Origin of the sequence: Staphylococcus sp. AS1337 (genome assembly GCF_051408735.1) — a bacterium.
GTDB lineage: Bacteria > Bacillota > Bacilli > Staphylococcales > Staphylococcaceae > Staphylococcus > Staphylococcus xylosus_B.
Window position 1 is genome coordinate 57,602 of the sequence record NZ_JBOIHZ010000008.1, and the last position, 22,311, is coordinate 79,912.

A 22,311-nucleotide genomic window follows, 5' to 3' on the forward strand; every position below is an offset into this window, starting at 1 on the left:
ACGTTACCCCTTGTTTATATGTGTGTGGTAGGGTCGTTAATGAAATGGACAACCATTAGCTTCTGTTTTTTTATAAAAGAAATTAGGCTCTTTCATAACATTTTTATATCCGTGATGATAATTGGATACTAATGTGGGTGACAGGGAAGGAGCTAGCCATGACCATTTACCAGTAACTTCTCTACCATTTCTTGTTTCATTTAATTCGAATCTTTCAAATTGCTTCGATGCAGTGAGATGATCAACAATAGATACCCCAGATTTTTTAAAAGAGTGATAAACTGCATAATTCAATTCGACAAGTGTGCGATCTTTATTGAAAGAATTATTCTTTAGTGTATCAAATTCAAACGCTTCTGCAACACTTTCTAATAAATTATAACGATAAGAATCTGTAAAATTACGTACAGCTATTTCATTTACCATATACCAACCATTAAATGGTGCAGTTGGATATGTAATACCGCCAATCTTTAGATCCATGCTAGATATGATTGGTACCGCGTACCATTTTAATCCAAGTTGCTGTAATTTTGGAAAATGATCATGTTCAATTATAACTTCTTTGATTAAGTGTGGTTGATATTCATGATATTTCATTGCATCATTAGGCATTTTATAAATTAAAGGTAAAATATCGAAGTCAGTATGTGAACCATGCCAGCCAAGATGTTCAGCAAGTTGGGTAATGCTTTTTTCTGCGGGGTCGCCTATATCTTCATAACCTGCATATCTGATTAATTGATTATTAAATATTTGAGGAGGATTATCCTTCGAGAATATTGTGATATAGGGTTTTATTTTTCCGTTATTTGTCGCTGTTGCAATATGGTTTTCGATTGCATTAATAAACTCATTTTCAGATTGTATGTGTCTTGCATCAACAACAGTTAATGAATCCCAAAAAAAACGTCCAATACAGCGATTGGAATTACGCCAGGCCATTTTCGTTCCATAAGTTAATTCTTCTGCAGTATGTTCATAAGTTCCGGTTTCTTCAATGGCATACTCAACTTCTTTAATTCTTTTTGAAATACTTTGGTTATCATAATTTAATTCTTTATACATCGTGTCGATGAAGGATTTTGCTTCTTTTAACATATAAACACCTCAATAAATATTATAAACCATTTTTGAGTTTTTATAATCTTATATCATATAAATGTCACGACATTGTCGTTAGTCATGTCACATTTTAAACAAATTTAAATCATAGATTAAATTGTATATGAAAAAAATATAATCTTATGTTGAATTTTCCAGTATATTTAAGTCCTCTTTCATGTGCTATCAAGCTTTCATTTATGCTAAACTAATGGAAAAGCCGATTGGAGAGATGGTTGTGTACCAATTTGAAGACGATACGTTAGTATTGCATAACGATTTATATCAAATAAATATGGCAGAAAGTTATTGGAATGATGGGATTCATGAACGTATGGCAGTATTTGATTTATATTTTAGAAATATGCCTTTTGATAGTGGGTATGCTGTTTTTAACGGATTGAAACGTGTCATTGATTACATTAACGGTTTTCACTTCTCAGAATCAGATATCGATTATTTAAAATCTATTGGTTACCAACAAGATTTTCTAAGTTATTTAAAAACTTTAAAATTTACTGGCAATATTCGTTCAATGCAAGAAGGGGAACTTTGCTTTGGTAATGAACCGTTATTAAGAGTCGAGGCGCCCTTAATACAAGCACAATTAATAGAAACGATGCTATTAAATATCGTTAATTTCCATACATTAATAACAACAAAGGCGAGTAGAATTAGACAAGTAGCACATGAAGATATGTTAATGGAATTTGGTACGCGTCGTGCACAAGAAGCAGATGCAGCATTATGGGGAGCTCGAGCTGCTTACATTGGTGGATTTAACTCTACAAGTAATGTACGAGCAGGAAAACTATTTGGTATCCCTGTTTCAGGAACACATGCGCATGCCATGGTACAAACATATGGTGATGAATATATTGCGTTTAAAAAATATGCTGAGCGTCATAAAGATTGTGTGTTCTTAGTTGATACGTTCCATACATTAAAATCTGGTGTGCCGACAGCAATTAAAGTTGCTAAAGAATTAGGCAATAAAATTAATTTCGTGGGCATTCGTTTGGACTCCGGAGACATAGCATATTTATCGAAAGAAGCACGTCGTATGCTAGATGAAGCTGGTTTCCCTAACGCTAAAATTATCGCTTCGAATGATTTAGACGAGCAGACAATTACTAGTTTGAAATCACAAGGCGCAAAAGTCGATTCATGGGGTGTCGGAACAAAACTCATAACTGGTTTTGATCAACCTGCATTAGGCGCAGTTTATAAATTGGTTGCAGTAGAAGATAATAATGGTGAGTATGTGGATCGTATTAAGCTTTCTAATAATGCTGAAAAAGTTACAACACCAGGTAAGAAAAATGTTTACCGTATTATCAATAAAAAAACGAATAAAGCTGAAGGTGATTACATTACGCTTGATCATGAGGATCCATATGAAGAATCGCCATTAAAACTGTTCCATCCAGTTCATACCTATAAAATGAAATTTATAAAAACATTTATCGCAAAAGATTTACATCACGATATTTTTAAAAATGGTCAACTAGTTTACGAAATGCCAAGTGAGAGTGAGGCACAAACGTATTTAAGAAATAGTCTTGATTACTTATGGGATGAAAATAAACGTCATTTAAATCCACAAGAGTACCCAGTAGATTTAAGTACAGCATGTTGGGAAAATAAACACAAACGTATTTTTGAAGTTGCTGAACACGTTAAAGAGATGGAGGAAGAAAATGAGTAACCTACAAGATATTGTTGTTAGAGAAATGAAAGTGAAACCTGAGATAGAAAGTAAAGTTGAAACAAAACAGATTATTCACTTTATAAAAAGTTATGTACAATCCCATTCCTTTGTACAAGCATTAGTATTAGGAATTTCAGGCGGTCAAGATTCAACATTAGTAGGAAAATTGTGTCAAATGGCAGTCGAAGAGTTAAGAGAAGAAGGTAATTCATGTGAATTTATAGCGGTCAAGTTACCTTATGGGGAGCAAAAAGATGCTTCAGAGGTTGAAGACGCATTAACTTATATTCAGCCAGATGAAATCAAAACTATAAATATTAAACCTGCAGTGGATCAAAGTGTACAATCACTTAAAGATGCTGGAATTATTTTGACAGATTTTCAAAAAGGCAATGAGAAAGCTAGAGAGCGTATGAAAGTTCAATTTTCAATTGCATCTAACAAAAAAGGCATCGTTGTAGGTACGGATCATTCTGCCGAGAATATAACAGGTTTTTACACTAAATATGGAGATGGCGCTGCAGATATTGCACCTTTATTTGGTTTAAATAAAAGACAAGGTAAGCAATTATTAAAATTTTTAGGTGCGCCCAAACATCTTTATGAAAAAGTGCCAACTGCTGATTTAGAAGAAGATAAACCCCAGTTACCTGATGAAGAAGCGCTAGGTGTAAGTTATAATGATATCGATGATTATTTAGAAGGTAAATCAGTACCTAGTGATGCAAAGACTATAATAGAAAATCATTATATTAAAACTGCACATAAAAGAGAGTTAGCATATACAAGATATACTTGGCCAAAAAATTGATTAAGTTCCAAATATTTTTAGTGACAAAATAAAAAGATGTTGGTAAAATAACTTGAATTTGATATCAGAAAGGAAAATGGTCATGTCAGTGATAACATCTAACCCATGGTTAATGGTTTTAGCGATTTTTATTATAAACGTTGCCTATGTAACGTGTCTTACAATGAGAACAATATTAACACTTAAAGGTTATCGCTATGTAGCTGCAATTGTCAGCTTTTTAGAAGTTCTTGTATACGTCGTTGGATTAGGCATGGTAATGTCTAGTTTAGATCAAATTCAAAATATATTTGCATATGCATTTGGGTTTTCAATTGGGATTATTGTAGGTATGAAAATAGAAGAGAAATTAGCGCTAGGTTATACTGTCGTTAACGTTACCTCATCTGAATATGAGTTAGATTTACCACGACAATTAAGAGATTTAGGTTACGGTGTAACGCACTATACAGCATATGGTCGTGATGGAAATCGATTAATTTTACAAATTTTAACGCCACGACGTTTTGAATTTAAGTTAATAGAGACCATTAAACAAATAGATGAAAAAGCATTTATTGTAGCGTATGAACCTCGTACAATTCACGGTGGTTTCTGGGCGAAAGGTGTTAGAAGTAAAAAACTTAAACAATATGATACGGATGAAGTTGAAAGCATATGAAAAAACAGCAAAAATTTAAAGTCGAAGAAAATGAAACAATTCAAGATTGTTTGCAACGCATGCGTGATGCAGGGTACACACCTGTGAAGCGCTTTGAAAAACCACTTTATAAAGAGAATGAAGATGGAACTTTTAAAGTGTATAAGCAAGAAATAGAATTCGTTGGTAAAATTTTACAATAATGATTGGTAAACCGTTATGGAATTACATGTCCATAACGGTTGTTTTTATCGGCACTTAAATTTTTTATGTAGATAGTTGAAAAGGTTTATACTTTTCATAAGAATTCTGTTAAACTAATAATGAAAAGGATAAACACGAACTTTTATTTAAAATTATGTTTTAATGTACATGTTTTAAGGCGTAATATTAACAAAAATTATGTATGATAGGAGCTTATTTCAATGATTGAACGTTATTCTAGAGAAGAAATGTCTAATATTTGGACTGATCAAAATCGCTATGAGGCGTGGTTAGAGGTAGAAATCCTTGCGTGTGAAGCATGGAGTAAATTAGGAGATATACCTGCAGAAGATGTTAAAAAAATACGTCAAAATGCTAAGGTTGATGTGGCGCGTGCACAAGAAATCGAACAAGAAACACGTCATGATGTTGTTGCATTTACAAGACAAGTATCAGAAACGCTTGGCGAAGAACGTAAATGGGTACACTATGGTTTGACATCAACAGATGTTGTAGACACTGCGTTAAGTTATGTTATTAAACAAGCAAACGATATTATTGAAAAAGATTTAGAACGTTTTATTGAAGTATTGGCGAAAAAAGCAAAAGACTATAAATATACATTAATGATGGGACGTACACATGGTGTACATGCTGAACCAACAACATTTGGTGTTAAGATGGCACTATGGTACACAGAAATGAAACGTAATTTAGAACGTTTTAAACGTGTAAGAGAAGAAATAGAAGTCGGTAAAATGAGTGGTGCAGTAGGTACTTTTGCAAATATTCCACCTGAAATAGAAGCATATGTTTGTGAACATTTAGGACTAGACGCAGCCCCAGTTTCAACACAAACATTACAACGTGATCGACATGCTTATTATATTGCGACACTTGCTTTAATTAGTACATCAATGGAAAAATTCGCTGTAGAAATACGTAACTTACAAAAAACTGAAACTCGTGAAGTTGAAGAAGCATTTGCGAAAGGTCAAAAAGGCTCTTCTGCAATGCCACATAAACGTAATCCAATTGGTTCAGAAAACATTACTGGTATCGCACGTGTAATTAGAGGTTACGTAACAACTGCATATGAGAACGTGCCATTGTGGCATGAACGTGATATCTCACATTCATCTGCTGAACGAATCATGTTGCCAGATGTTACAATTGCATTAGATTATGGATTGAATCGTTTCACTAATATTGTAGAAAGATTAACAGTATTTGAAGATAATATGCTTGATAATATCGATAAAACATTTGGTTTAATTTATTCACAACGAGTATTACTTGCTTTAATAAATAAAGGTTTGGCTCGTGAAGTTGCATATGATAAAGTACAACCAAAGGCTATGGAATCTTGGGAAACAAAGACACCGTTTAGAACTTTAATTGAACAAGATGAGTCAATTACAGAGTTATTGACTAAAGAAGATTTAGATGAATGCTTCAATCCTAAACACCATTTAAACCAAGTAGATACAATTTTCCAAAGAGCCGGTTTAGAATAATTGAATTTTTCAAGTGAAATCGTTACACTTTAATGTATTAGTACGTTAAACTGAGATTAAATTGAAAAATACAGGGGTTGTTTTAAATGCAAATAGAAAAACTAAAAGGGAAAGCATTAGATGAATTGTTTGATGCTATTTTAACACTAGAAAATAGAGAAGAATGTTATCAGTTCTTTGATGATTTATGTACTGTTAATGAAATTCAGTCATTATCACAGCGGTTACAAGTAGCAAAAATGATTAAACAAGGCTATACGTATGCAACCATTGAACAAGAGTCTGGTGCATCAACTGCAACTATTTCACGTGTGAAAAGATCATTGCAATGGGGTAATGATGCTTATACGATGATTCTAGAGCGCATGAATATAGAAACGGCCGATTAACGATTTCGCAAATTAGAAAATAAAAGATTAGGCTTACTTGAGCTAACGATAAGATGTTTAACATCTTTGGCGTTAGCTTTTTTGTTTTATTAAGAAATATCATTGAAACTATTAAAAAGCCTTTTTCAAATGTATTCATATTATGAAACTTTATTTAAATGTTTATAAAAATAAAGTGAGGTAATTGATAGGTAACAACGAATAAATATAATAGTCAATGAATTGACTTGTGTAATTGAGTGAAAGGAAGTAACTTTATGTTCAAAAAATTGTTATTTGGTTTGATAATAATAATATTATTAGGCCTTATATTTGGAATTGTTTTGGCAGTATTTTCGAATTCATACACACCAACTAAATCGAGTATTGTAAAACCTCCCAATGCCTTGCCAATTATTAATAAAACACAAGGAGTTACACGTGTTAATGGTCATGTAATTGTAAATAAAAAATATAAACTCCCTCCACAATACCAACCAGGTGAAGATAAAATAGCGAAACAAAATTTAAATAAATTATTAGCTAAAGGTGAAACAGATCAATTAGATTTAAAATTTTCTAGCGGTTATCGAAGTTATAGTGAACAACAAAAAGTAGTGAAAGAATATGAGGAAAAAGATGGTGAAAAAGTTGCACATCAATATACTGCAAAACCTGGGCACTCAGAACATCAAACAGGTCTTGCATTTGATGTTGGCACCAATAAACCGTTAGATGACTTTCATAAAGATTTTGATAAAACTAAAGAAGGTCATTGGATAGAACAAAATGCATCAGACTATGGCTTTATTATTAGATACCCAAAGGGTCAATCACATGAAACAGGTTATGCATATGAGGCATGGCATCTTCGTTATGTTGGTAAACCGCTTGCCAAAATTATTGATGAACAAGATACTAATTTAGAAAGTTACTATCGTTTAAATGAAAAATGAAATTAAAACAAACAAATCACTTCGAAAATTCGGGGTGATTTTTTCTACATCATTTTAGAACTCATAGCATAAAAATGATATAATCAAATGTATGCTAAAAGAAGGAGTAACATGTTATGAATGAGATTAAAAAGTGGAAACATATTTTTAAATTAGATCCTGCAAAGTCAATTAGTGACGAGGATTTAGAGTTAATTTGTAGGTCTGGAACCGATGCTATTATGATAGGTGGTACAGATAATGTTACCGAAGATAACGTTTCACACTTAATGAAAAAAATTAATACTCATTCCGTACCGTTAGTATTTGAATTTTCAAATTTAGAGAGTATCGTGCCAGGGTTTGATTTATATTTTATACCTACAGTGTTAAATAGCATGGATGTGAAATTTCATAATGGTATGCTCTTAGAAGCACTGAAAAATTATGGGTATTTAATCGATTTTGAAGAAATAGTGTTCGAAGGTTATGTTGTCCTAAATCCCGATTGTAAGACAGCAAAATTAACACAAGCTAACACACAAATAACAACAGAAGATATTGAAGCTTATGCACAAATGATTAATGATATTTATAAATTACCGGTTATGTATATCGAATATAGTGGACTTTATGGAGAGGTTGATATGGTAAAAGCAGCAGCTGATTCATTATCGAATACACAATTATTTTATGGTGGTGGTATTAGTGATTATAAAGAAGCAGAAGCAATGGCTTCCGTGGCTGATACAATCATCGTTGGCAACATAATTTATGAAGATATAAGCAAAGCACTAAAAACAGTTAAGATAAAGGAGACACATAAATGAATGCATTAGTTAATAAAATGAATGACGAACAAAGCCAGGCAGTACGTACAACAGAGGGCCCATTACTTATAATGGCGGGCGCGGGTTCAGGTAAAACACGTGTCTTAACACACCGTATTGCTTACTTGTTGGATGAAAAAGGAGTGTCTCCGTATAATGTTTTAGCGATTACTTTTACAAATAAAGCAGCTAAGGAAATGAAAGAACGTGTCCAAACTTTAGTTGGTGAACAAGCTGAAGTTATTTGGATGTCAACGTTCCACTCAATGTGTGTGAGAATTCTTAGAAGAGACGCGGATCGTATTGGTATTGAAAGAAACTTTACAATTATTGATCCAACTGACCAAAAATCAGTTATTAAAGATGTTTTAAAAAATGAAAATATAGATAGTAAAAAATTTGAACCTAGAATGTTTATAGGCGCAATTAGTAATTTGAAAAATGAATTAAAGACACCTGAGGATGCGCAAAAAGAAGCAAATGACTATCATACGCAAATGGTTGCGACTGTATATAAAGGTTATCAACGTCAACTTTCAAGAAATGAAGCGCTAGACTTTGATGATTTAATTATGGTGACAATTCGATTATTTGAACGTGTTCCAGAAGTATTAGATTATTATCAAAACAAATTCCAATACATCCATGTGGATGAGTATCAAGATACGAATAAAGCGCAATACACATTAGTGAAATTATTAGCATCAAAATTCAAAAATTTATGTGTAGTGGGAGATTCCGATCAATCAATTTACGGTTGGCGTGGGGCAGATATCCAAAACATCTTGTCATTTGAAGAAGATTATCCTGAGGCAAAAACAATTTTCTTAGAACAAAATTATCGTTCTACTAAAAATATATTAAATGCAGCGAATGAAGTTATTAAAAATAATTCAGAGCGTAAACCTAAGGGATTATGGACAGGCAATACAGATGGAGATAAAATTCATTACTACGAAGCAACAACTGAACGCGATGAAGCAGAATATGTTGTACGTGAAATCATGAAGCATCAACGAAATGGTAAGAAATATCAAGATATGGCAATACTATATCGTACCAATGCACAATCACGTGTTTTGGAAGAAACCTTTATGAAATCTAATATCCCTTATACTATGGTCGGGGGGCAAAAGTTCTATGATAGAAAAGAAATTAAAGATTTATTAAGTTACTTAAGAATAATTGCAAACAGTAATGACGATATTAGCTTACGTCGTGTTATCAATATTCCAAAACGTGGTATTGGTCCATCTTCAGTAGATAAAATTCAAGCTTATGCCGTACAAAATGATTTGAGCATGTTTGATGCATTAGCAGAAGTTGATTTTATAGGTTTATCTAAAAAAGTAACACAAGAATGCATAACTTTTTATGATACGATGCAAAACATCATCAAACAGCAAGAGTTTTTAGAAATTACAGAGATTGTTAATGAAATATTAGAGAAATCAGGTTATCGTGAAATGTTAGAGCGTGAACAAACATTAGAATCTAGAAGTAGATTAGAAAATATTGATGAGTTCATGTCTGTACCAAAAGATTATGAAGAAAATACTCCGTTAGAAGAACAATCTTTGATAAATTTCCTTACTGACTTATCATTAGTTGCTGATATAGATGAAGCACAAATTGAAAATGGTATAACGTTGATGACAATGCATTCGGCTAAAGGTTTAGAATTCCCGATTGTTTTTATAATGGGGATGGAAGAATCGCTATTCCCACATATTAGAGCGATTAAAAGCGATGATGAACATGAAATGCAAGAAGAAAGACGTATTTGTTATGTGGCTATTACACGTGCAGAAGAAACATTATACTTAACACATGCTACATCTAGAATGTTATTTGGTAGACCGCAGTCTAATATGGCATCTAGATTCTTAAGAGAAATTCCTGAAGATTTATTAGAAAATGAGTCTAAGCGTAAATCTACATCTCAAAGTCAAGGAAATCGTTTCCAATCAGCTACGAAACAACCCGCTAAAAGAGCACATAGCCAAAAAACTAGTGCTTCAAGAAAAGCTCAAGCAACAACTAATTGGAATGTTGGTGATAAAGTGATGCATAAATCTTGGGGTGAGGGTATGGTTAGTAATGTGAAAGAAAAAAATGGTTCGGTAGAATTAGATATTATCTTTAAATCAGAAGGACCAAAACGTTTACTAGCACAATTCGCACCAATTGAGAAGAAGGGGGAGTAACAAGTGGCTGATTTGCAATCGCGTGTAAATGACTTACATGAATTATTAAATCAATATAGTTATGAATATTATGTTCAAGATAATCCATCCGTGCCAGATAGCGAGTACGATAAGTTGTTACACGAATTAATAGATATTGAAACAACTCATCCTGAATATCGAACAGAGGATTCACCTACAGTGAGAGTAGGTGGTAGTGCGCAATCGACATTTGAGAAAGTGCAACACGATACCCCTATGCTTAGTTTAGGTAATGCATTTAACGAGGAAGATTTAAGGAAGTTTGATCAACGTATACGTGACAACATTGGTGATGTGGAGTATATGTGTGAATTAAAGATAGATGGTTTAGCTGTGTCATTAAAATATGAAAATGGAAGATTTGTCCAAGGGTTAACACGTGGCGATGGTACAACAGGTGAAGATATAACAGAAAACTTAAAAACCATTCACGCTATTCCTTTAAAAATTAATGAACCTAGAACATTTGAAGTTCGTGGTGAGGCGTATATGCCTAGAAAATCATTTTTTAATTTGAATGAAGCTAAGGCAGAAAATGATGAACAGCCTTTTGCAAATCCAAGAAACGCAGCTGCAGGTTCGCTAAGACAATTAGATTCTAAACTTGCAGCTAAACGTAAATTAAGCGTCTTTCTATATAGTGTGAATGATTTTACGCAATTTAATGCAGATACTCAAAGCGAAGCGTTAGATGAGTTAGACCAATTAGGATTTAAAACAAATCAAGCACGCCAACGTGTTCAAACGATAGACGAAGTGTTGGCATATATCGAAAAATGGACAGAGCAACGAGAAGATTTGCCATATGATATTGATGGTATTGTTATTAAAGTGAATGCTTTAGAACAACAAGAAGAACTTGGATTTACCCAAAAATCACCGCGTTGGGCTATTGCATATAAATTCCCTGCAGAAGAAGTAATAACAGAGTTGTTAGATATTGAGTTAAGTATTGGTAGAACGGGTGTTGTGACACCAACTGCAATACTGGAACCGGTAAAAGTTGCAGGAACAACTGTTTCTCGCGCTTCGTTACATAATGAAGATTTGATACATGAGAAAGATATTAGAATTGGTGACAGTGTTGTCATTAAAAAAGCTGGAGATATTATCCCTGAAGTTATCAAGAGTGTGTTAGATAGACGTCCTGAAAATGCAGAACAATATAATATGCCTACACATTGTCCTAGTTGTGATCATGAGTTAGTAAGGATTGAAGGCGAGGTTGCATTACGCTGTATCAATCCGAAATGCCAAGCGCAATTAGTAGAAGGTTTAATACATTTTGTTTCTAGACAAGCTATGAACATTGACGGTCTAGGCACAAAAATTATTCAACAATTATATGAAAATGAACTGATAAAAGATGTAGCTGATATTTTCTACCTTACGAAATCGGACCTAGAACCACTTGATCGCATGGGTGAGAAAAAAATCGATAACCTGCTTAAAGCTATCGAGTTAGCAAAATCTAATTCTCTTGAACAATTATTATTTGGATTAGGTATAAGACATCTAGGTGTGAAAGCAAGCCAAGTCATTGCAGAAAAATATAGTACCATGGATAAGTTGTTTGATGTTACAGAAGAAGATTTGATAGCAATCCACGATATTGGACATAAATTAGCACAATCAGTAGTGACTTATTTAGAAAATGAAGATATTCGTGCACTTATTGAAAAATTAAAAGCTAAAAATGTTAATATGACTTATAAAGGTGTTAAGACAAGTGAACTTGAAGGACATCCTGAATTTAAAGATAAAACAATTGTCCTTACTGGTAAGCTGTATCAAATGACACGAAATGAAGCATCAAAATGGTTAGCGTTACAAGGTGCAAAAGTAACAAATAGTGTTACTAAAAGTACAGATTTGGTCATTGCAGGTGAGGATGCTGGATCTAAGCTAACTAAAGCAGAAAAATTCGGTACCGACATTTGGTCTGAAGAAGACTTTGTTCAGAAACAAAAAGAAATTGAGGGATAGAGGAGATAATGCATGAAAAGAACGATAATATTAATCATTTCAGCAATTTTTGTATTATCAGCATGTGGTCAAAACGAAGAGAAACCAAAAGAAAAATCAAAGGATAATGAACAGCAACAAGAATCAGGTTCTGTAAAAGAAATCGCAACTGATAAAAATGTACAAGGTGATAACTACAGAACAATTTTACCTTTTAAAGAAAGTCAGGCTCGAGGATTATTACAAGATAATATGGCTAATAGTTATAATGGAGAAGACTTTGAAAATGGGCTTTTAGATTTAAGTAAAAGTGTATTTCCAACTGACGAATATTTATATCAAGATGGCCAATACTTAGATAAATCCACAATTAATGCATTTTTAAGTCCAAAGTATACGAAATCTGAAGTAGATAAGATGGATGAAGATGAGCGTAAAGAGAAAAAAGCAAATGAGAATTTAGGGCTTAATCCTTCTCATAATGGTGAGACAGACCCTGAAAAAATCGCTAAAAATTCACCAGCCTATTTATCTAACATTTTAGAACAGGATTTTTATGGTAGCGGTGATACTAAAGGTAAAAAAATCAAAGGTATGACAATAGGTTTAGCAATGAATAGTACATACTATTATCAAAAAGAAAAAGATGGCGAAACTTATAGTGAAGATTTAGATGATAAAGAAATTAAAAAGCAAGGCAAGCAAATGGCAGGAGAAATTCTATCTAGAATTCGTGAGCATAAAGAATTAAAAGAAATACCAATCCATTTTGCAATCTACAGACAAACTGGTGAAAATTCTATTGTACCTGGAGAGTTTATTGCAGGTACAACTGTTGAAGAAAGTAAAACTCGTATCAATGACTGGAAAGATATTAATCAAAAGACAGTCTTATTACCTTCACAAGAAGCGGCTGATTTAGATGAAAACTTAAATAATGATTTTAAACAGTTTAATGATGACTTGCAAACTTATTTTAATAACTTTACTCAAGCAGTTGGAACGGTGAAATTTGATAAAAAAGAAGCAAAACAATTGTCTGTAGATGTACCAATTGATTACTATGGTAAAGCAGAAACAATTGGCATCACCCAGTATGTGACAGAACAAGCAGAAAAATATTTTGATGGTATTGATGAATATGAAATTCATATTAAGGATGGTAATAATCCAAAAGCCTTAATCAGTAAATCAAAAGATGATAAAGAACCGCAAGTTCATATTTATAAAAATAATAATTAGTAAATAGAATATATTAAATTAACGCCCTTCAAGATGGTAACTTTATATCAATCTTGAAGGGCGTCTTTACATTATATAAATAATTAGAAAATGTTTATTCTTTAATAATTTGTTTAACCTTATTGAGATCTTTTTCGACAAAATCTCCAGGTTTTTTAGTATATTTACTAACAAGGTAAGTTACAATCACACTTGCCAAGAAACCAGGTATGATTTCATACATACCAAATATTTCATTGATATTAGCTAAAGGTTTTATCCAAGCAATCCAAATAATAACAACTAATGCACCTGTAATCATTCCAGATAAAGCCCCTGCATGTGATAAACCTTTCCAGTATAGTGAGAAGATGACTAAAGGACTGAAAGCAGCGCCAAATCCTGCCCATGCATTTCCGACTAAATTTAAAATAGTATCATTTGGTGACCAAGCAATCCAAATAGCAACAATGGCAACTAACAATACAGATAACCTACCAACTAAGACGAATTCTTTTTCGTGTTCTCGGGCTTTATCTTCTCCACGAATTAATTTATAAAAATCTTCAGTTAATGAACTAGAGGTTACAAGTAACTGAGATGATATTGTGCTCATAATTGCAGCCAATATCGCTGCTAATAAGAAACCACCTACAAGAGGGTGGAATAAAATTTGGCTCATGACAATAAACAGGGTTTCAGGATCTTCTAATTGAATATTGCGTTCAGAAATAAAGGCAATACCAGTAAGCCCAACTGCTACAGCACCTAACAAACCTATAACCATCCAACTAATGCCAAGTCGCCTTGCTTTAGGTAACAATTTATGTGTTTTAATAGACATAAACCTAACAATGATATGTGGCTGACCAAAATAGCCTAAGCCCCAAGCAAATAATGAAATAATCCCTAGTACTGTTGTACCTTTAAATAAGTTCATATTTGTTGGTTTCATTTCAGCTACTTGTCTAAATGTATCCAAACCACTGAGCTCTATGAGAGCAACAATGGGTACCATGACCATGGCAATTAACATGATAACTCCTTGGAAGAAATCTGTAATAGAAACAGCTAAGTAACCTCCAAAAAAAGTATAAAAAATGACAATAGCAGCTACTATAATAAGCCCCCAGTGATAGTTCAAACCAAAAGCACTTTCGAATAATTTGCCCCCTGAAACAAAACCAGAGTGTGTATACAGCGTGAAGAAAACTACGATAATTAAACCAGAAATAATTTTTATATAATTATTTTGATCATTCAGTCTATTTTTGAAAAAATCTGGTAATGTAATCGCATCGCCTGCAAGTTCAGTATAAACTCTCAACCTAGGCGCTACGACAAAGTAGTTCACATATGCGCCTAATGAGAGACCGATTGTTATCCACATTGCTGAAAGCCCTGTACTATATACAGAACCAGGTAATCCCATAATCATCCAACCACTCATATCTGATGCACCAGCTGAAAGAGCGGTGACATAAGGACCAATACTTCTGCCTCCAAGCATAAATTCACTTAAATTACTTGTAGACTGTTTATACCCATAATAACCAATAACGAGTAGTATAATGAAATATATTATAATCATAATATAAGTTTGCCAACTCGCATGAACCTGATTAGCTAATGAAGTGCCCAAAATCAGCATGGTTCATCATCTCCCTTTGTCTTTATCTATTAAATTGTTGTACATGAATGATTATACAATGAAATTCATAAATAGAGTAGTGCTATTTTTATTTTTAAAAGATATATTGCTTTTCTCAACACACCATTAAGCGCTTACATAATTTTGTTGTAATGATACACTCGTTATAAAATTTTGTGATTTAATATGCAATTTAAAACGACTAACCTATAGATAAAGCTAATGAATCCATTATAATTAAAAAAGTAAATGGTACATTTTAGTAAATTAAAACGGTTTAATTTGCGTATATTATTGAAAAACTTAGATTTTTGACCGGAATTTTGGTACAATTTTGTAATGAATGAGTAAAAAGGAGGCTTTTATTTTATGGCTAAAGTTACACGAGAAGAAGTTGAACACATCGCTAATTTAGCAAGACTTCAAATTACTGAAGATGAAACTGCAGAAATGCAAAACACTTTAGAAAGTATTTTAAACTTTGCTAACCAAATAGATACAGCGGATACAAGTAATATTGAACCAACATATCATGTATTAGATTTACAAAATGTATTACGTGAAGATAAAGCAGTCGAGGGCATTCCCCAAGAACTTGCATTAAAAAATGCTAAAGAGACGGAAGATGGACAATTTAAAGTGCCATCTATCATGAATGAGGAGGACGCTTAAGATGACGATCCGTTATGAATCTGTGGAGAATTTAATCAGCTTAATCAAAAACAAAGAAATAAAACCATCACAAATTGTTAATGACATTTACGATGCAATTGAAGAAACGGATCCAACTATTAAATCATTTCTTGCGTTAGATAAAGAAAATGCAATTAAGAAAGCACAAGAGCTTGATGAATTACAAGCTAAGGATCAAATGGAAGGTAAGTTATTCGGTATCCCTATGGGAATTAAAGATAACATTATTACCGAAGGTGTGGAAACAACTTGTGCTAGTAAAATGTTAGAAGGATTTGTACCGATTTATGAATCAACTGTAATGAACAAGTTACATAATGAAAATGCGGTACTTATCGGTAAATTGAATATGGATGAATTTGCAATGGGTGGTTCAACAGAAACATCTTATTACAAAAAAACAGTGAATCCATTCGATCATACCGCGGTTCCAGGTGGCTCATCTGGTGGTTCAGCAGCAGCTGTAGCAGCAGGCTTAGTACCGTTTAGTTTAGGTTCAGATACTGGTGGCTCAATCCGTCAACCAGCTGCATACTGTGGTATCGTAGGTCTAAAACCAACATATGGACGTGTATCTCGTTTTGGTCTTGTTGCATTTGCATCATCATTAGATCAAATTGGTCCATTGACACGTACGGTTAAAGATAATGCACTAGTGCTAGAGGCGATTACAGGTGTTGACGAAAATGATTCAACAAGTGCTCCTGTTGAAGAAGCTGATTATACAGCTGACATAGGAAAAGACATCAAAGGTCTTAAAGTAGCTTTACCAAGTGAATATTTAGGCGAAGGTATTTCTGATGAGGTTAAAAATTCAGTTAAAGAAGCAGTCGAAACACTGAAATCATTAGGTGCAACAGTTGAAGAAGTTTCATTACCTAATACGAAGTATGGTATTCCATCTTATTATGTTATTGCATCTTCAGAAGCATCATCTAACTTATCTCGTTTTGATGGTATAAGATATGGCTATCATTCACCTGAAGCCAATTCATTAGAGGAATTATATAAAATGTCCAGAAGTGAAGGTTTTGGTGAAGAAGTTAAACGTCGTATCTTCTTAGGTACATTTGCATTAAGCTCAGGGTATTATGATGCTTTCTACAAAAAATCACAAAAAGTTAGAACTTTAATTAAAAATGACTTTGATCGTATTTTTGAAAATTATGATGTTGTAGTAGGACCTACTACACCAACTACTGCATTTAATTTAGGTGAAGAGATTGATGATCCACTTACAATGTATGCGAACGATTTACTAACAACGCCTGTAAACTTAGCAGGGTTACCAGGTATATCTGTACCGTGTGGGCACTCAAATGGTCGACCAATTGGCTTACAATTTATCGGTAAACCTTTTGATGAAAAAACATTGTACCGTGTCGCTTACCAATACGAAACACAATTCAATTTTCATAATGAATACGAAAAATTATAAGGAGTGGAAATCATGCATTTTGAAACAGTTATTGGGCTAGAAGTCCATGTTGAGTTGAAAACAGATTCTAAAATGTTCTCATCATCACCAGCGCATTTTGGAGCGAAACCAAACTCAAATACAAATGTAATTGACCTTGCATATCCTGGTGTCTTGCCAGTAGTAAATAAACGTGCAGTTGATTGGGCTATGAGAGCATCAATGGCATTAAATATGGAAATTGCTACGGAATCAAAATTTGACCGTAAAAACTATTTCTATCCAGATAATCCAAAAGCATATCAAATATCACAGTTCGACCAACCAATTGGTGAAAATGGCTATATTGATATCGAGGTTGATGGAGAGACAAAACGTATTGGTATCACACGTTTACACATGGAGGAAGATGCTGGTAAATCAACACATAAAGATGGTTATTCTTTAGTTGATTTAAATAGACAAGGTACACCATTAATTGAAATCGTATCTGAACCAGACATTCGTTCTCCACAAGAAGCGTACGCGTACTTAGAAAAATTACGTTCTATTATTCAATACACAGGCGTTTCTGATTGTAAAATGGAAGAAGGTTCACTACGTTGTGATGCTAATATTTCTTTACGTCCATATGGTCAAGAAGAGTTTGGTACAAAAGCAGAACTTAAAAACCTAAATTCATTTACGTATGTTCGTAAAGGTCTAGAATATGAAGAAAAACGCCAGGAAGAAGAGTTGTTAAATGGTGGGGAAATTCTTCAAGAAACACGTAGATTTGATGAATCTAATGGTAAAACATTATTAATGCGTGTTAAAGAAGGTTCTGATGACTATCGTTACTTCCCGGAACCAGATATTGTTCCTTTATACGTTGATGATGAGTGGAAAGAGCGTGTTCGCCAAACAATTCCAGAATTACCAGATGAAAGAAAAGAAAAATATGTTAACCAATTTGGTTTACCAGCTTATGATGCACATGTACTTACGCTTACTAAAGAAATGTCAGATTTCTTCGAAGGTGCTGTAGCACAAGGTGCTGACGTCAAATTAACATCTAACTGGTTAATGGGCGGGGTGAACGAGTATTTAAATAAAAACCAAATTGAATTATTAGATACTAAACTTACACCTGAAAACTTAGCTGGAATGATTAAATTAATCGAAGACGGCACAATGAGTAGTAAAATTGCTAAAAAAGTATTCCCAGAACTTGCCGAAAATGGTGGGGATGCCAAGCAAATTATGGAAGATAAAGGCTTAGTTCAAATCTCGGATGAGGCAACGCTTCTGAAGTTTGTAAATGAAGCATTAGATAATAATGAACAATCAATTGAAGACTATAAAAATGGTAAGGGTAAAGCGATGGGCTTCTTAGTTGGTCAAATTATGAAAGCTTCGAAAGGTCAAGCAAATCCACAACTAGTCAATCAATTATTGAAACAAGAATTAGATAAAAGATAATAGTTCACGCATAGATATTTATTAATTGCAAAATTATTATCATATGTGCTGAATCTTTTATTACTAATACTAGTGGGCTGGGACAATTTAATTGTCTCAGCCTTAATCATTATATTTGAAACAGCTAAAGTCGCACTTCTCTAAAGAGCCACTTCTTAATTTGTTAAGTTAGTGGTTCTTACATATGAGAACAAACTCAGGTGTTCCGTTTTTAAGAGTTAGTAGGGCTTATGCATGAGCGCAAGCTCAGGTGAACCTCATAGTCCAAACAATACTAGTCATTGTCAGGGATGGTTATATATTTTCTTTTAAAATTTAACCTAAAATGCTTTTATCATCTATGTAAATCATTTAATATAGGTAATGAGTATACGAAGTTGAGGGATAAATTATGAGAAAACGAGCTAGAATCATTTATAACCCAACATCTGGAAAAGAACTTTTTAAACGCACCTTACCAGATGTTTTAATTAAATTAGAAAAAGCAGGTTTTGAAACAAGTGCTTACGCAACTGAAAAAGCCGGAGATGCTACAACAGAAGCAACACGTTGTTTAGAACAAAATTACGATGTACTCATAGCCGCTGGTGGTGATGGCACTTTAAACGAAGTTATCAATGGTATAGCAGAAAAAGGCAATAGACCGAGTTTAGGTATCATTCCAATGGGCACTGTTAATGATTTTGGTCGTGCGTTACATTTACCTACTGATATAATGAGTGCGATTGATGTTATCATTGAAGGTCACATTACGCGTGTAGATATAGGGAAAATGAATAGTCGCTATTTTATTAATTTAGCCGCAGGAGGACAATTAACTCAAGTATCGTATGAAACACCGAGTAAATTAAAATCAATTGTTGGACCGTTTGCATATTATATAAAAGGGTTTGAAATGTTACCGCAGATGAAAGCAGTAGATATCCGCATTGAATATGATGACGAATTATTTCAAGGCGAAGCACTTTTATTTTTACTTGGTTTGACAAATTCAATGGCAGGTTTTGAGAAATTAGTACCTGATGCAAAATTAGATGATGGTTGTTTTACTTTGATTATCGTTGAAAAGGCGAATCTTGCAGAACTAGGTCATATAATGACTTTAGCTTCAAGAGGTGAGCATACGAAACATCCAAAGGTACATTATAAAAAGGCGAAATCTATAAGTATTTCCTCATTTACTGATATGCAACTTAATGTAGATGGCGAATATGGTGGTAAACTACCAGGTAATTTCTTGAATTTGAAGCAACATATTGAAGTGTTTACACCAAGTGATATACAAAATGAAGAAATAGTTGAACAATAAAATATAGAATAAACTACGAGGTTAGGTCAGTCTATAAATATTCCCTAACCTCTTTTAATGTGGGGTTAAATAATGAACACAATTCAAAAAAATGAAGTCGTAGAGGGTAAAGTTATAGATTTAACGCACGAAGGTCATGGTGTTGTGAAATTCGATCGTTATCCTGTTTTTGTTCCTAATGCATTAATTGATGAAATTATTGAATTTAAAGTGATTAAAGTGAAGAAAAATTTTGCAATAGGTAAATTAATGACTATTAAAGAGCAAAGTGAGTCGCGTGTAGAACCACCTTGTGTCTATTATTATAAATGTGGTGGTTGCCAGTTACAGCATATGACTTATCAATCACAATTAGATATGAAAAAAGAACAAGTGATAAATTTATTTCAAAGAAAAGCAGGATTTAAAGACGTAGTTATACACGATACAATTGGAATGGATAATCCTTGGTATTACAGAAATAAATCACAAATTCCAGTAGGTAAAAATAATGAGCATGAAGTAATAACTGGATTTTATCGTCAACGTAGTCATGACATAATCGACATGGATGAATGTTTAATACAAGATAGTTTACATCAAGACGTAATAAATAAAGTTAAAGTATGGTTTAATGAACTTAATGTGAGTATTTATAATGAACGTCAGAAGCAAGGATTAATGCGTCATGTAGTTATTAGAACTGGACACCATTCGAGAGAATTAATGGTTATCTTTGTCACAAATGGCAAAAAATTTAAACAAAGTGACATCATAACAGATAGATTAGTGGCTGACTTTCCAGAAATTGTCAGTATTAAACAAAATATAAATACAACACATTCTAATGTAATTATGGGAGACAATTCATATACTTTATATGGAAAAGATGAGATTGAAGATACATTATCTGATGTTACATTCAAAATAAATGACCAATCATTTTATCAAATTAACTCCATTCAAACTGAAAAGTTATATCAGCGTGCTATAGAATATGCTGAACTACAAGGTGAAGAAGTTGTGCTTGATACGTATTGCGGTATTGGTACTATAGGATTATACATGGCTCCAAAAGCGAAACATGTTTATGGAGTTGAAGTTGTTCCTGAAGCGATTAAGGATGCGCAGTTAAATGCGACTATAAACCAATTTGAAAATACTACTTTTGTCTGTGGCAAGGCCGAAGATGTTATCTTAAAATGGGAATTAGAAGGAATTAAACCAGATATAGTAATGGTTGATCCACCTCGCAAAGGGTGTGACGAAACATTTTTGGAAACATTATTGGAATTAAAACCCAAAAAGATCGTCTACATTTCCTGCAATCCATCGACACAGCAACGTGATGCTCAATTACTAGCACGTCATTATAAATTAACGCAAATAACACCCGTAGATATGTTTCCACATACAACACATGTTGAGACTGTTGCACAATTTGAGAGACTTTAGATTTAAATCATTAAGTGAATGGGATGTTTTATTATATATAGTAATTGTGAAATTAATTAATTAGTTGTTTACTGAGTATTGCAGATTATTGCAAATCGAGTAAGTTTGTTAAAATTTAATTACAAGCAACTAACTTTCTTGAAAAGCCCTTTATTAGTGGAGATAATCGTTGTATACTCTAGGTAATAACGAATGACATGGAGGGTTGACTGATGTTCAAAATTGATTTATTTTCGAGCAAAAAGGCGCTTGAAGGCTTTATCTTATTTCAATTTACAATTGTGATGATTAGCATTTTAGTATCTTATAAATTAGCTTATTCTATGACACATATTATTGAACAGAATATTGTTTTAAATTTGTTGCTTGGCATAATAGGTTTTGCAGTTGTATACTTTTTACATGAATTTATTCACAACATTATGTTTCGAATGTTTGCAAAGGGTAATAAACCTACGTATCGTATTCGTTTAGGTTTAATGACAACACATATGCCAAATGTTTATTTCAAAAAATGGCAGTACATCAGCATCATGTTAGCTCCATTAGTCATCATTACAAGTGCGCTATTCATATTATTTTCTTTCTTTGCATATTCATCGCTTATATTTATAGCATGTTTCCACATAGGATACTGTGTGTTGGATTTGTACTTTCTATCAGGTGCTTTTAATAAAAATGTGCAATTGATTGAAGACACAGAAGACGGTATTATATTTTACACTAAAGCTTCACTTCAAGACTTACAAACAGAAGCAAAATAGCATATATTTAACATAAATTGTTTTTAATTAGAGAGTTAGGCTTCTGCT

Annotated in this window: 19 protein-coding genes; 17 read left to right on the forward strand and 2 right to left on the reverse strand. The window is 33.1% G+C overall.

The genetic code is table 11. The features are described from left to right. Nucleotides 1-36 precede the first annotated feature (36 nt). Complete coding sequence (locus ACSUE0_RS11930; protein ID WP_119614886.1) at nucleotides 37-1,101, reverse strand: nitric oxide synthase oxygenase; 1,065 nt, start codon at nucleotides 1,099-1,101, stop codon at nucleotides 37-39. Nucleotides 1,102-1,342: 241 nt separating this feature from the next. Here ACSUE0_RS11930 and ACSUE0_RS11935 point away from each other — a divergent pair, with 241 nt between their 5' ends. The 11 genes from ACSUE0_RS11935 to ACSUE0_RS11985 all read left to right on the forward strand — a co-directional run bounded on the left by ACSUE0_RS11935 (nucleotide 1,343) and on the right by ACSUE0_RS11985 (nucleotide 13,555). Beyond that, nucleotides 1,343-2,812 (forward strand): nicotinate phosphoribosyltransferase, encoded by a 1,470-nt coding sequence (locus ACSUE0_RS11935; RefSeq protein WP_119613974.1) that lies wholly within the window; start codon nucleotides 1,343-1,345, stop codon nucleotides 2,810-2,812. Further along, nucleotides 2,805-3,626, forward strand: a complete 822-nt coding sequence (gene nadE, locus ACSUE0_RS11940; protein ID WP_436957525.1) for an ammonia-dependent NAD(+) synthetase — start codon at nucleotides 2,805-2,807, stop codon at nucleotides 3,624-3,626. The genes ACSUE0_RS11935 and nadE overlap by 8 nt, the downstream gene beginning before the upstream one ends. Before the next feature lie 82 nt (nucleotides 3,627-3,708). Further along, nucleotides 3,709-4,287, forward strand: coding sequence for a DUF2179 domain-containing protein (locus ACSUE0_RS11945; RefSeq protein WP_119613972.1), 579 nt, complete (start codon nucleotides 3,709-3,711; stop codon nucleotides 4,285-4,287). Then, complete coding sequence (locus tag ACSUE0_RS11950; RefSeq protein WP_119613971.1) at nucleotides 4,284-4,469, forward strand: NETI motif-containing protein; 186 nt, start codon at nucleotides 4,284-4,286, stop codon at nucleotides 4,467-4,469. The genes ACSUE0_RS11945 and ACSUE0_RS11950 overlap by 4 nt, the downstream gene beginning before the upstream one ends. A gap of 222 nt (nucleotides 4,470-4,691) precedes the next feature. Then, nucleotides 4,692-5,987, forward strand: coding sequence for an adenylosuccinate lyase (purB, locus tag ACSUE0_RS11955; RefSeq protein ID WP_436957527.1), 1,296 nt, complete (start codon nucleotides 4,692-4,694; stop codon nucleotides 5,985-5,987). 86 nt (nucleotides 5,988-6,073) lie between these two features. After that, the gene (locus tag ACSUE0_RS11960; protein ID WP_017723471.1) at nucleotides 6,074-6,376 is read left to right on the forward strand and encodes a YerC/YecD family TrpR-related protein; all 303 of its coding nucleotides are present in this window, start codon (nucleotides 6,074-6,076) and stop codon (nucleotides 6,374-6,376) included. Between the two features lie 257 nt (nucleotides 6,377-6,633). Continuing rightward, nucleotides 6,634-7,311, forward strand: a complete 678-nt coding sequence (locus ACSUE0_RS11965; protein WP_436957529.1) for a M15 family metallopeptidase — start codon at nucleotides 6,634-6,636, stop codon at nucleotides 7,309-7,311. Nucleotides 7,312-7,427: 116 nt separating this feature from the next. Continuing rightward, nucleotides 7,428-8,120: a heptaprenylglyceryl phosphate synthase gene (locus tag ACSUE0_RS11970; protein WP_436957531.1), complete on the forward strand. Its 693-nt coding sequence runs from the start codon at nucleotides 7,428-7,430 to the stop codon at nucleotides 8,118-8,120. Beyond that, nucleotides 8,117-10,327: a DNA helicase PcrA gene (gene pcrA / locus ACSUE0_RS11975; protein ID WP_119613967.1), complete on the forward strand. Its 2,211-nt coding sequence runs from the start codon at nucleotides 8,117-8,119 to the stop codon at nucleotides 10,325-10,327. Before ACSUE0_RS11970 ends, pcrA begins: the two co-directional genes overlap by 4 nt. Nucleotides 10,328-10,330: 3 nt before the next feature. Next, the gene (gene ligA, locus ACSUE0_RS11980) at nucleotides 10,331-12,334 is read left to right on the forward strand and encodes an NAD-dependent DNA ligase LigA (protein WP_119613966.1); all 2,004 of its coding nucleotides are present in this window, start codon (nucleotides 10,331-10,333) and stop codon (nucleotides 12,332-12,334) included. 12 nt (nucleotides 12,335-12,346) lie between these two features. Beyond that, the gene (locus tag ACSUE0_RS11985; RefSeq protein ID WP_119613965.1) at nucleotides 12,347-13,555 is read left to right on the forward strand and encodes a CamS family sex pheromone protein; all 1,209 of its coding nucleotides are present in this window, start codon (nucleotides 12,347-12,349) and stop codon (nucleotides 13,553-13,555) included. Between the two features lie 94 nt (nucleotides 13,556-13,649). Here ACSUE0_RS11985 and putP read toward each other — a convergent pair whose 3' ends face one another. After that, nucleotides 13,650-15,185 carry a sodium/proline symporter PutP gene (gene putP, locus ACSUE0_RS11990; RefSeq protein WP_119613964.1) on the reverse strand — a complete coding sequence of 512 codons (1,536 nt, stop codon included), beginning with the start codon at nucleotides 15,183-15,185 and terminating at the stop codon, nucleotides 13,650-13,652. A 369-nt stretch (nucleotides 15,186-15,554) separates the two neighbouring features. Here putP and gatC point away from each other — a divergent pair, with 369 nt between their 5' ends. The 6 genes from gatC (at nucleotide 15,555) to ACSUE0_RS12020 (ending at nucleotide 22,263) form a co-directional block, all read left to right on the forward strand. Beyond that, a complete protein-coding gene (gene gatC / locus ACSUE0_RS11995; RefSeq protein ID WP_029378965.1) occupies nucleotides 15,555-15,857 on the forward strand; it encodes an Asp-tRNA(Asn)/Glu-tRNA(Gln) amidotransferase subunit GatC in 303 nt (100 codons plus the stop codon). Nucleotide 15,858: 1 nt separating this feature from the next. After that, nucleotides 15,859-17,316: an Asp-tRNA(Asn)/Glu-tRNA(Gln) amidotransferase subunit GatA gene (gatA, locus tag ACSUE0_RS12000; RefSeq protein ID WP_436957533.1), complete on the forward strand. Its 1,458-nt coding sequence runs from the start codon at nucleotides 15,859-15,861 to the stop codon at nucleotides 17,314-17,316. Nucleotides 17,317-17,328: 12 nt separating this feature from the next. Beyond that, entirely contained in the window at nucleotides 17,329-18,756 is a 1,428-nt protein-coding gene (gatB, locus tag ACSUE0_RS12005; protein WP_017723480.1) for an Asp-tRNA(Asn)/Glu-tRNA(Gln) amidotransferase subunit GatB, read from the forward strand. A 391-nt stretch (nucleotides 18,757-19,147) separates the two neighbouring features. Next, entirely contained in the window at nucleotides 19,148-20,065 is a 918-nt protein-coding gene (locus ACSUE0_RS12010) for a diacylglycerol kinase (protein WP_119613962.1), read from the forward strand. 72 nt (nucleotides 20,066-20,137) lie between these two features. Beyond that, complete coding sequence (rlmD, locus tag ACSUE0_RS12015) at nucleotides 20,138-21,499, forward strand: 23S rRNA (uracil(1939)-C(5))-methyltransferase RlmD (protein WP_436957536.1); 1,362 nt, start codon at nucleotides 20,138-20,140, stop codon at nucleotides 21,497-21,499. 212 nt (nucleotides 21,500-21,711) lie between these two features. Further along, entirely contained in the window at nucleotides 21,712-22,263 is a 552-nt protein-coding gene (locus ACSUE0_RS12020) for a DUF3267 domain-containing protein (protein ID WP_017723483.1), read from the forward strand. Nucleotides 22,264-22,311 lie beyond the last annotated feature (48 nt).

Excerpts from the sequence above, each read along its gene's own strand:
- ACSUE0_RS11930 (WP_119614886.1), bottom strand. The coding sequence starts at position 1,101 with ATGTTAAAAGAAGCAAAATCCTTCATCGACACGATGTATAAAGAATTA.
- nadE (WP_436957525.1), top strand. The coding sequence starts at position 2,805 with ATGAGTAACCTACAAGATATTGTTGTTAGAGAAATGAAAGTGAAACCT.
- ACSUE0_RS11945 (WP_119613972.1), top strand. The coding sequence starts at position 3,709 with ATGTCAGTGATAACATCTAACCCATGGTTAATGGTTTTAGCGATTTTT.
- ACSUE0_RS11950 (WP_119613971.1), top strand. The coding sequence starts at position 4,284 with ATGAAAAAACAGCAAAAATTTAAAGTCGAAGAAAATGAAACAATTCAA.
- purB (WP_436957527.1), top strand. The coding sequence starts at position 4,692 with ATGATTGAACGTTATTCTAGAGAAGAAATGTCTAATATTTGGACTGAT.
- ACSUE0_RS11960 (WP_017723471.1), top strand. The coding sequence starts at position 6,074 with ATGCAAATAGAAAAACTAAAAGGGAAAGCATTAGATGAATTGTTTGAT.
- ACSUE0_RS11965 (WP_436957529.1), top strand. The coding sequence starts at position 6,634 with ATGTTCAAAAAATTGTTATTTGGTTTGATAATAATAATATTATTAGGC.
- ACSUE0_RS11970 (WP_436957531.1), top strand. The coding sequence starts at position 7,428 with ATGAATGAGATTAAAAAGTGGAAACATATTTTTAAATTAGATCCTGCA.
- pcrA (WP_119613967.1), top strand. The coding sequence starts at position 8,117 with ATGAATGCATTAGTTAATAAAATGAATGACGAACAAAGCCAGGCAGTA.
- ACSUE0_RS11985 (WP_119613965.1), top strand. The coding sequence starts at position 12,347 with ATGAAAAGAACGATAATATTAATCATTTCAGCAATTTTTGTATTATCA.
- putP (WP_119613964.1), bottom strand. The coding sequence starts at position 15,185 with ATGCTGATTTTGGGCACTTCATTAGCTAATCAGGTTCATGCGAGTTGG.
- gatC (WP_029378965.1), top strand. The coding sequence starts at position 15,555 with ATGGCTAAAGTTACACGAGAAGAAGTTGAACACATCGCTAATTTAGCA.
- gatA (WP_436957533.1), top strand. The coding sequence starts at position 15,859 with ATGACGATCCGTTATGAATCTGTGGAGAATTTAATCAGCTTAATCAAA.
- gatB (WP_017723480.1), top strand. The coding sequence starts at position 17,329 with ATGCATTTTGAAACAGTTATTGGGCTAGAAGTCCATGTTGAGTTGAAA.
- ACSUE0_RS12010 (WP_119613962.1), top strand. The coding sequence starts at position 19,148 with ATGAGAAAACGAGCTAGAATCATTTATAACCCAACATCTGGAAAAGAA.
- rlmD (WP_436957536.1), top strand. The coding sequence starts at position 20,138 with ATGAACACAATTCAAAAAAATGAAGTCGTAGAGGGTAAAGTTATAGAT.
- ACSUE0_RS12020 (WP_017723483.1), top strand. The coding sequence starts at position 21,712 with ATGTTCAAAATTGATTTATTTTCGAGCAAAAAGGCGCTTGAAGGCTTT.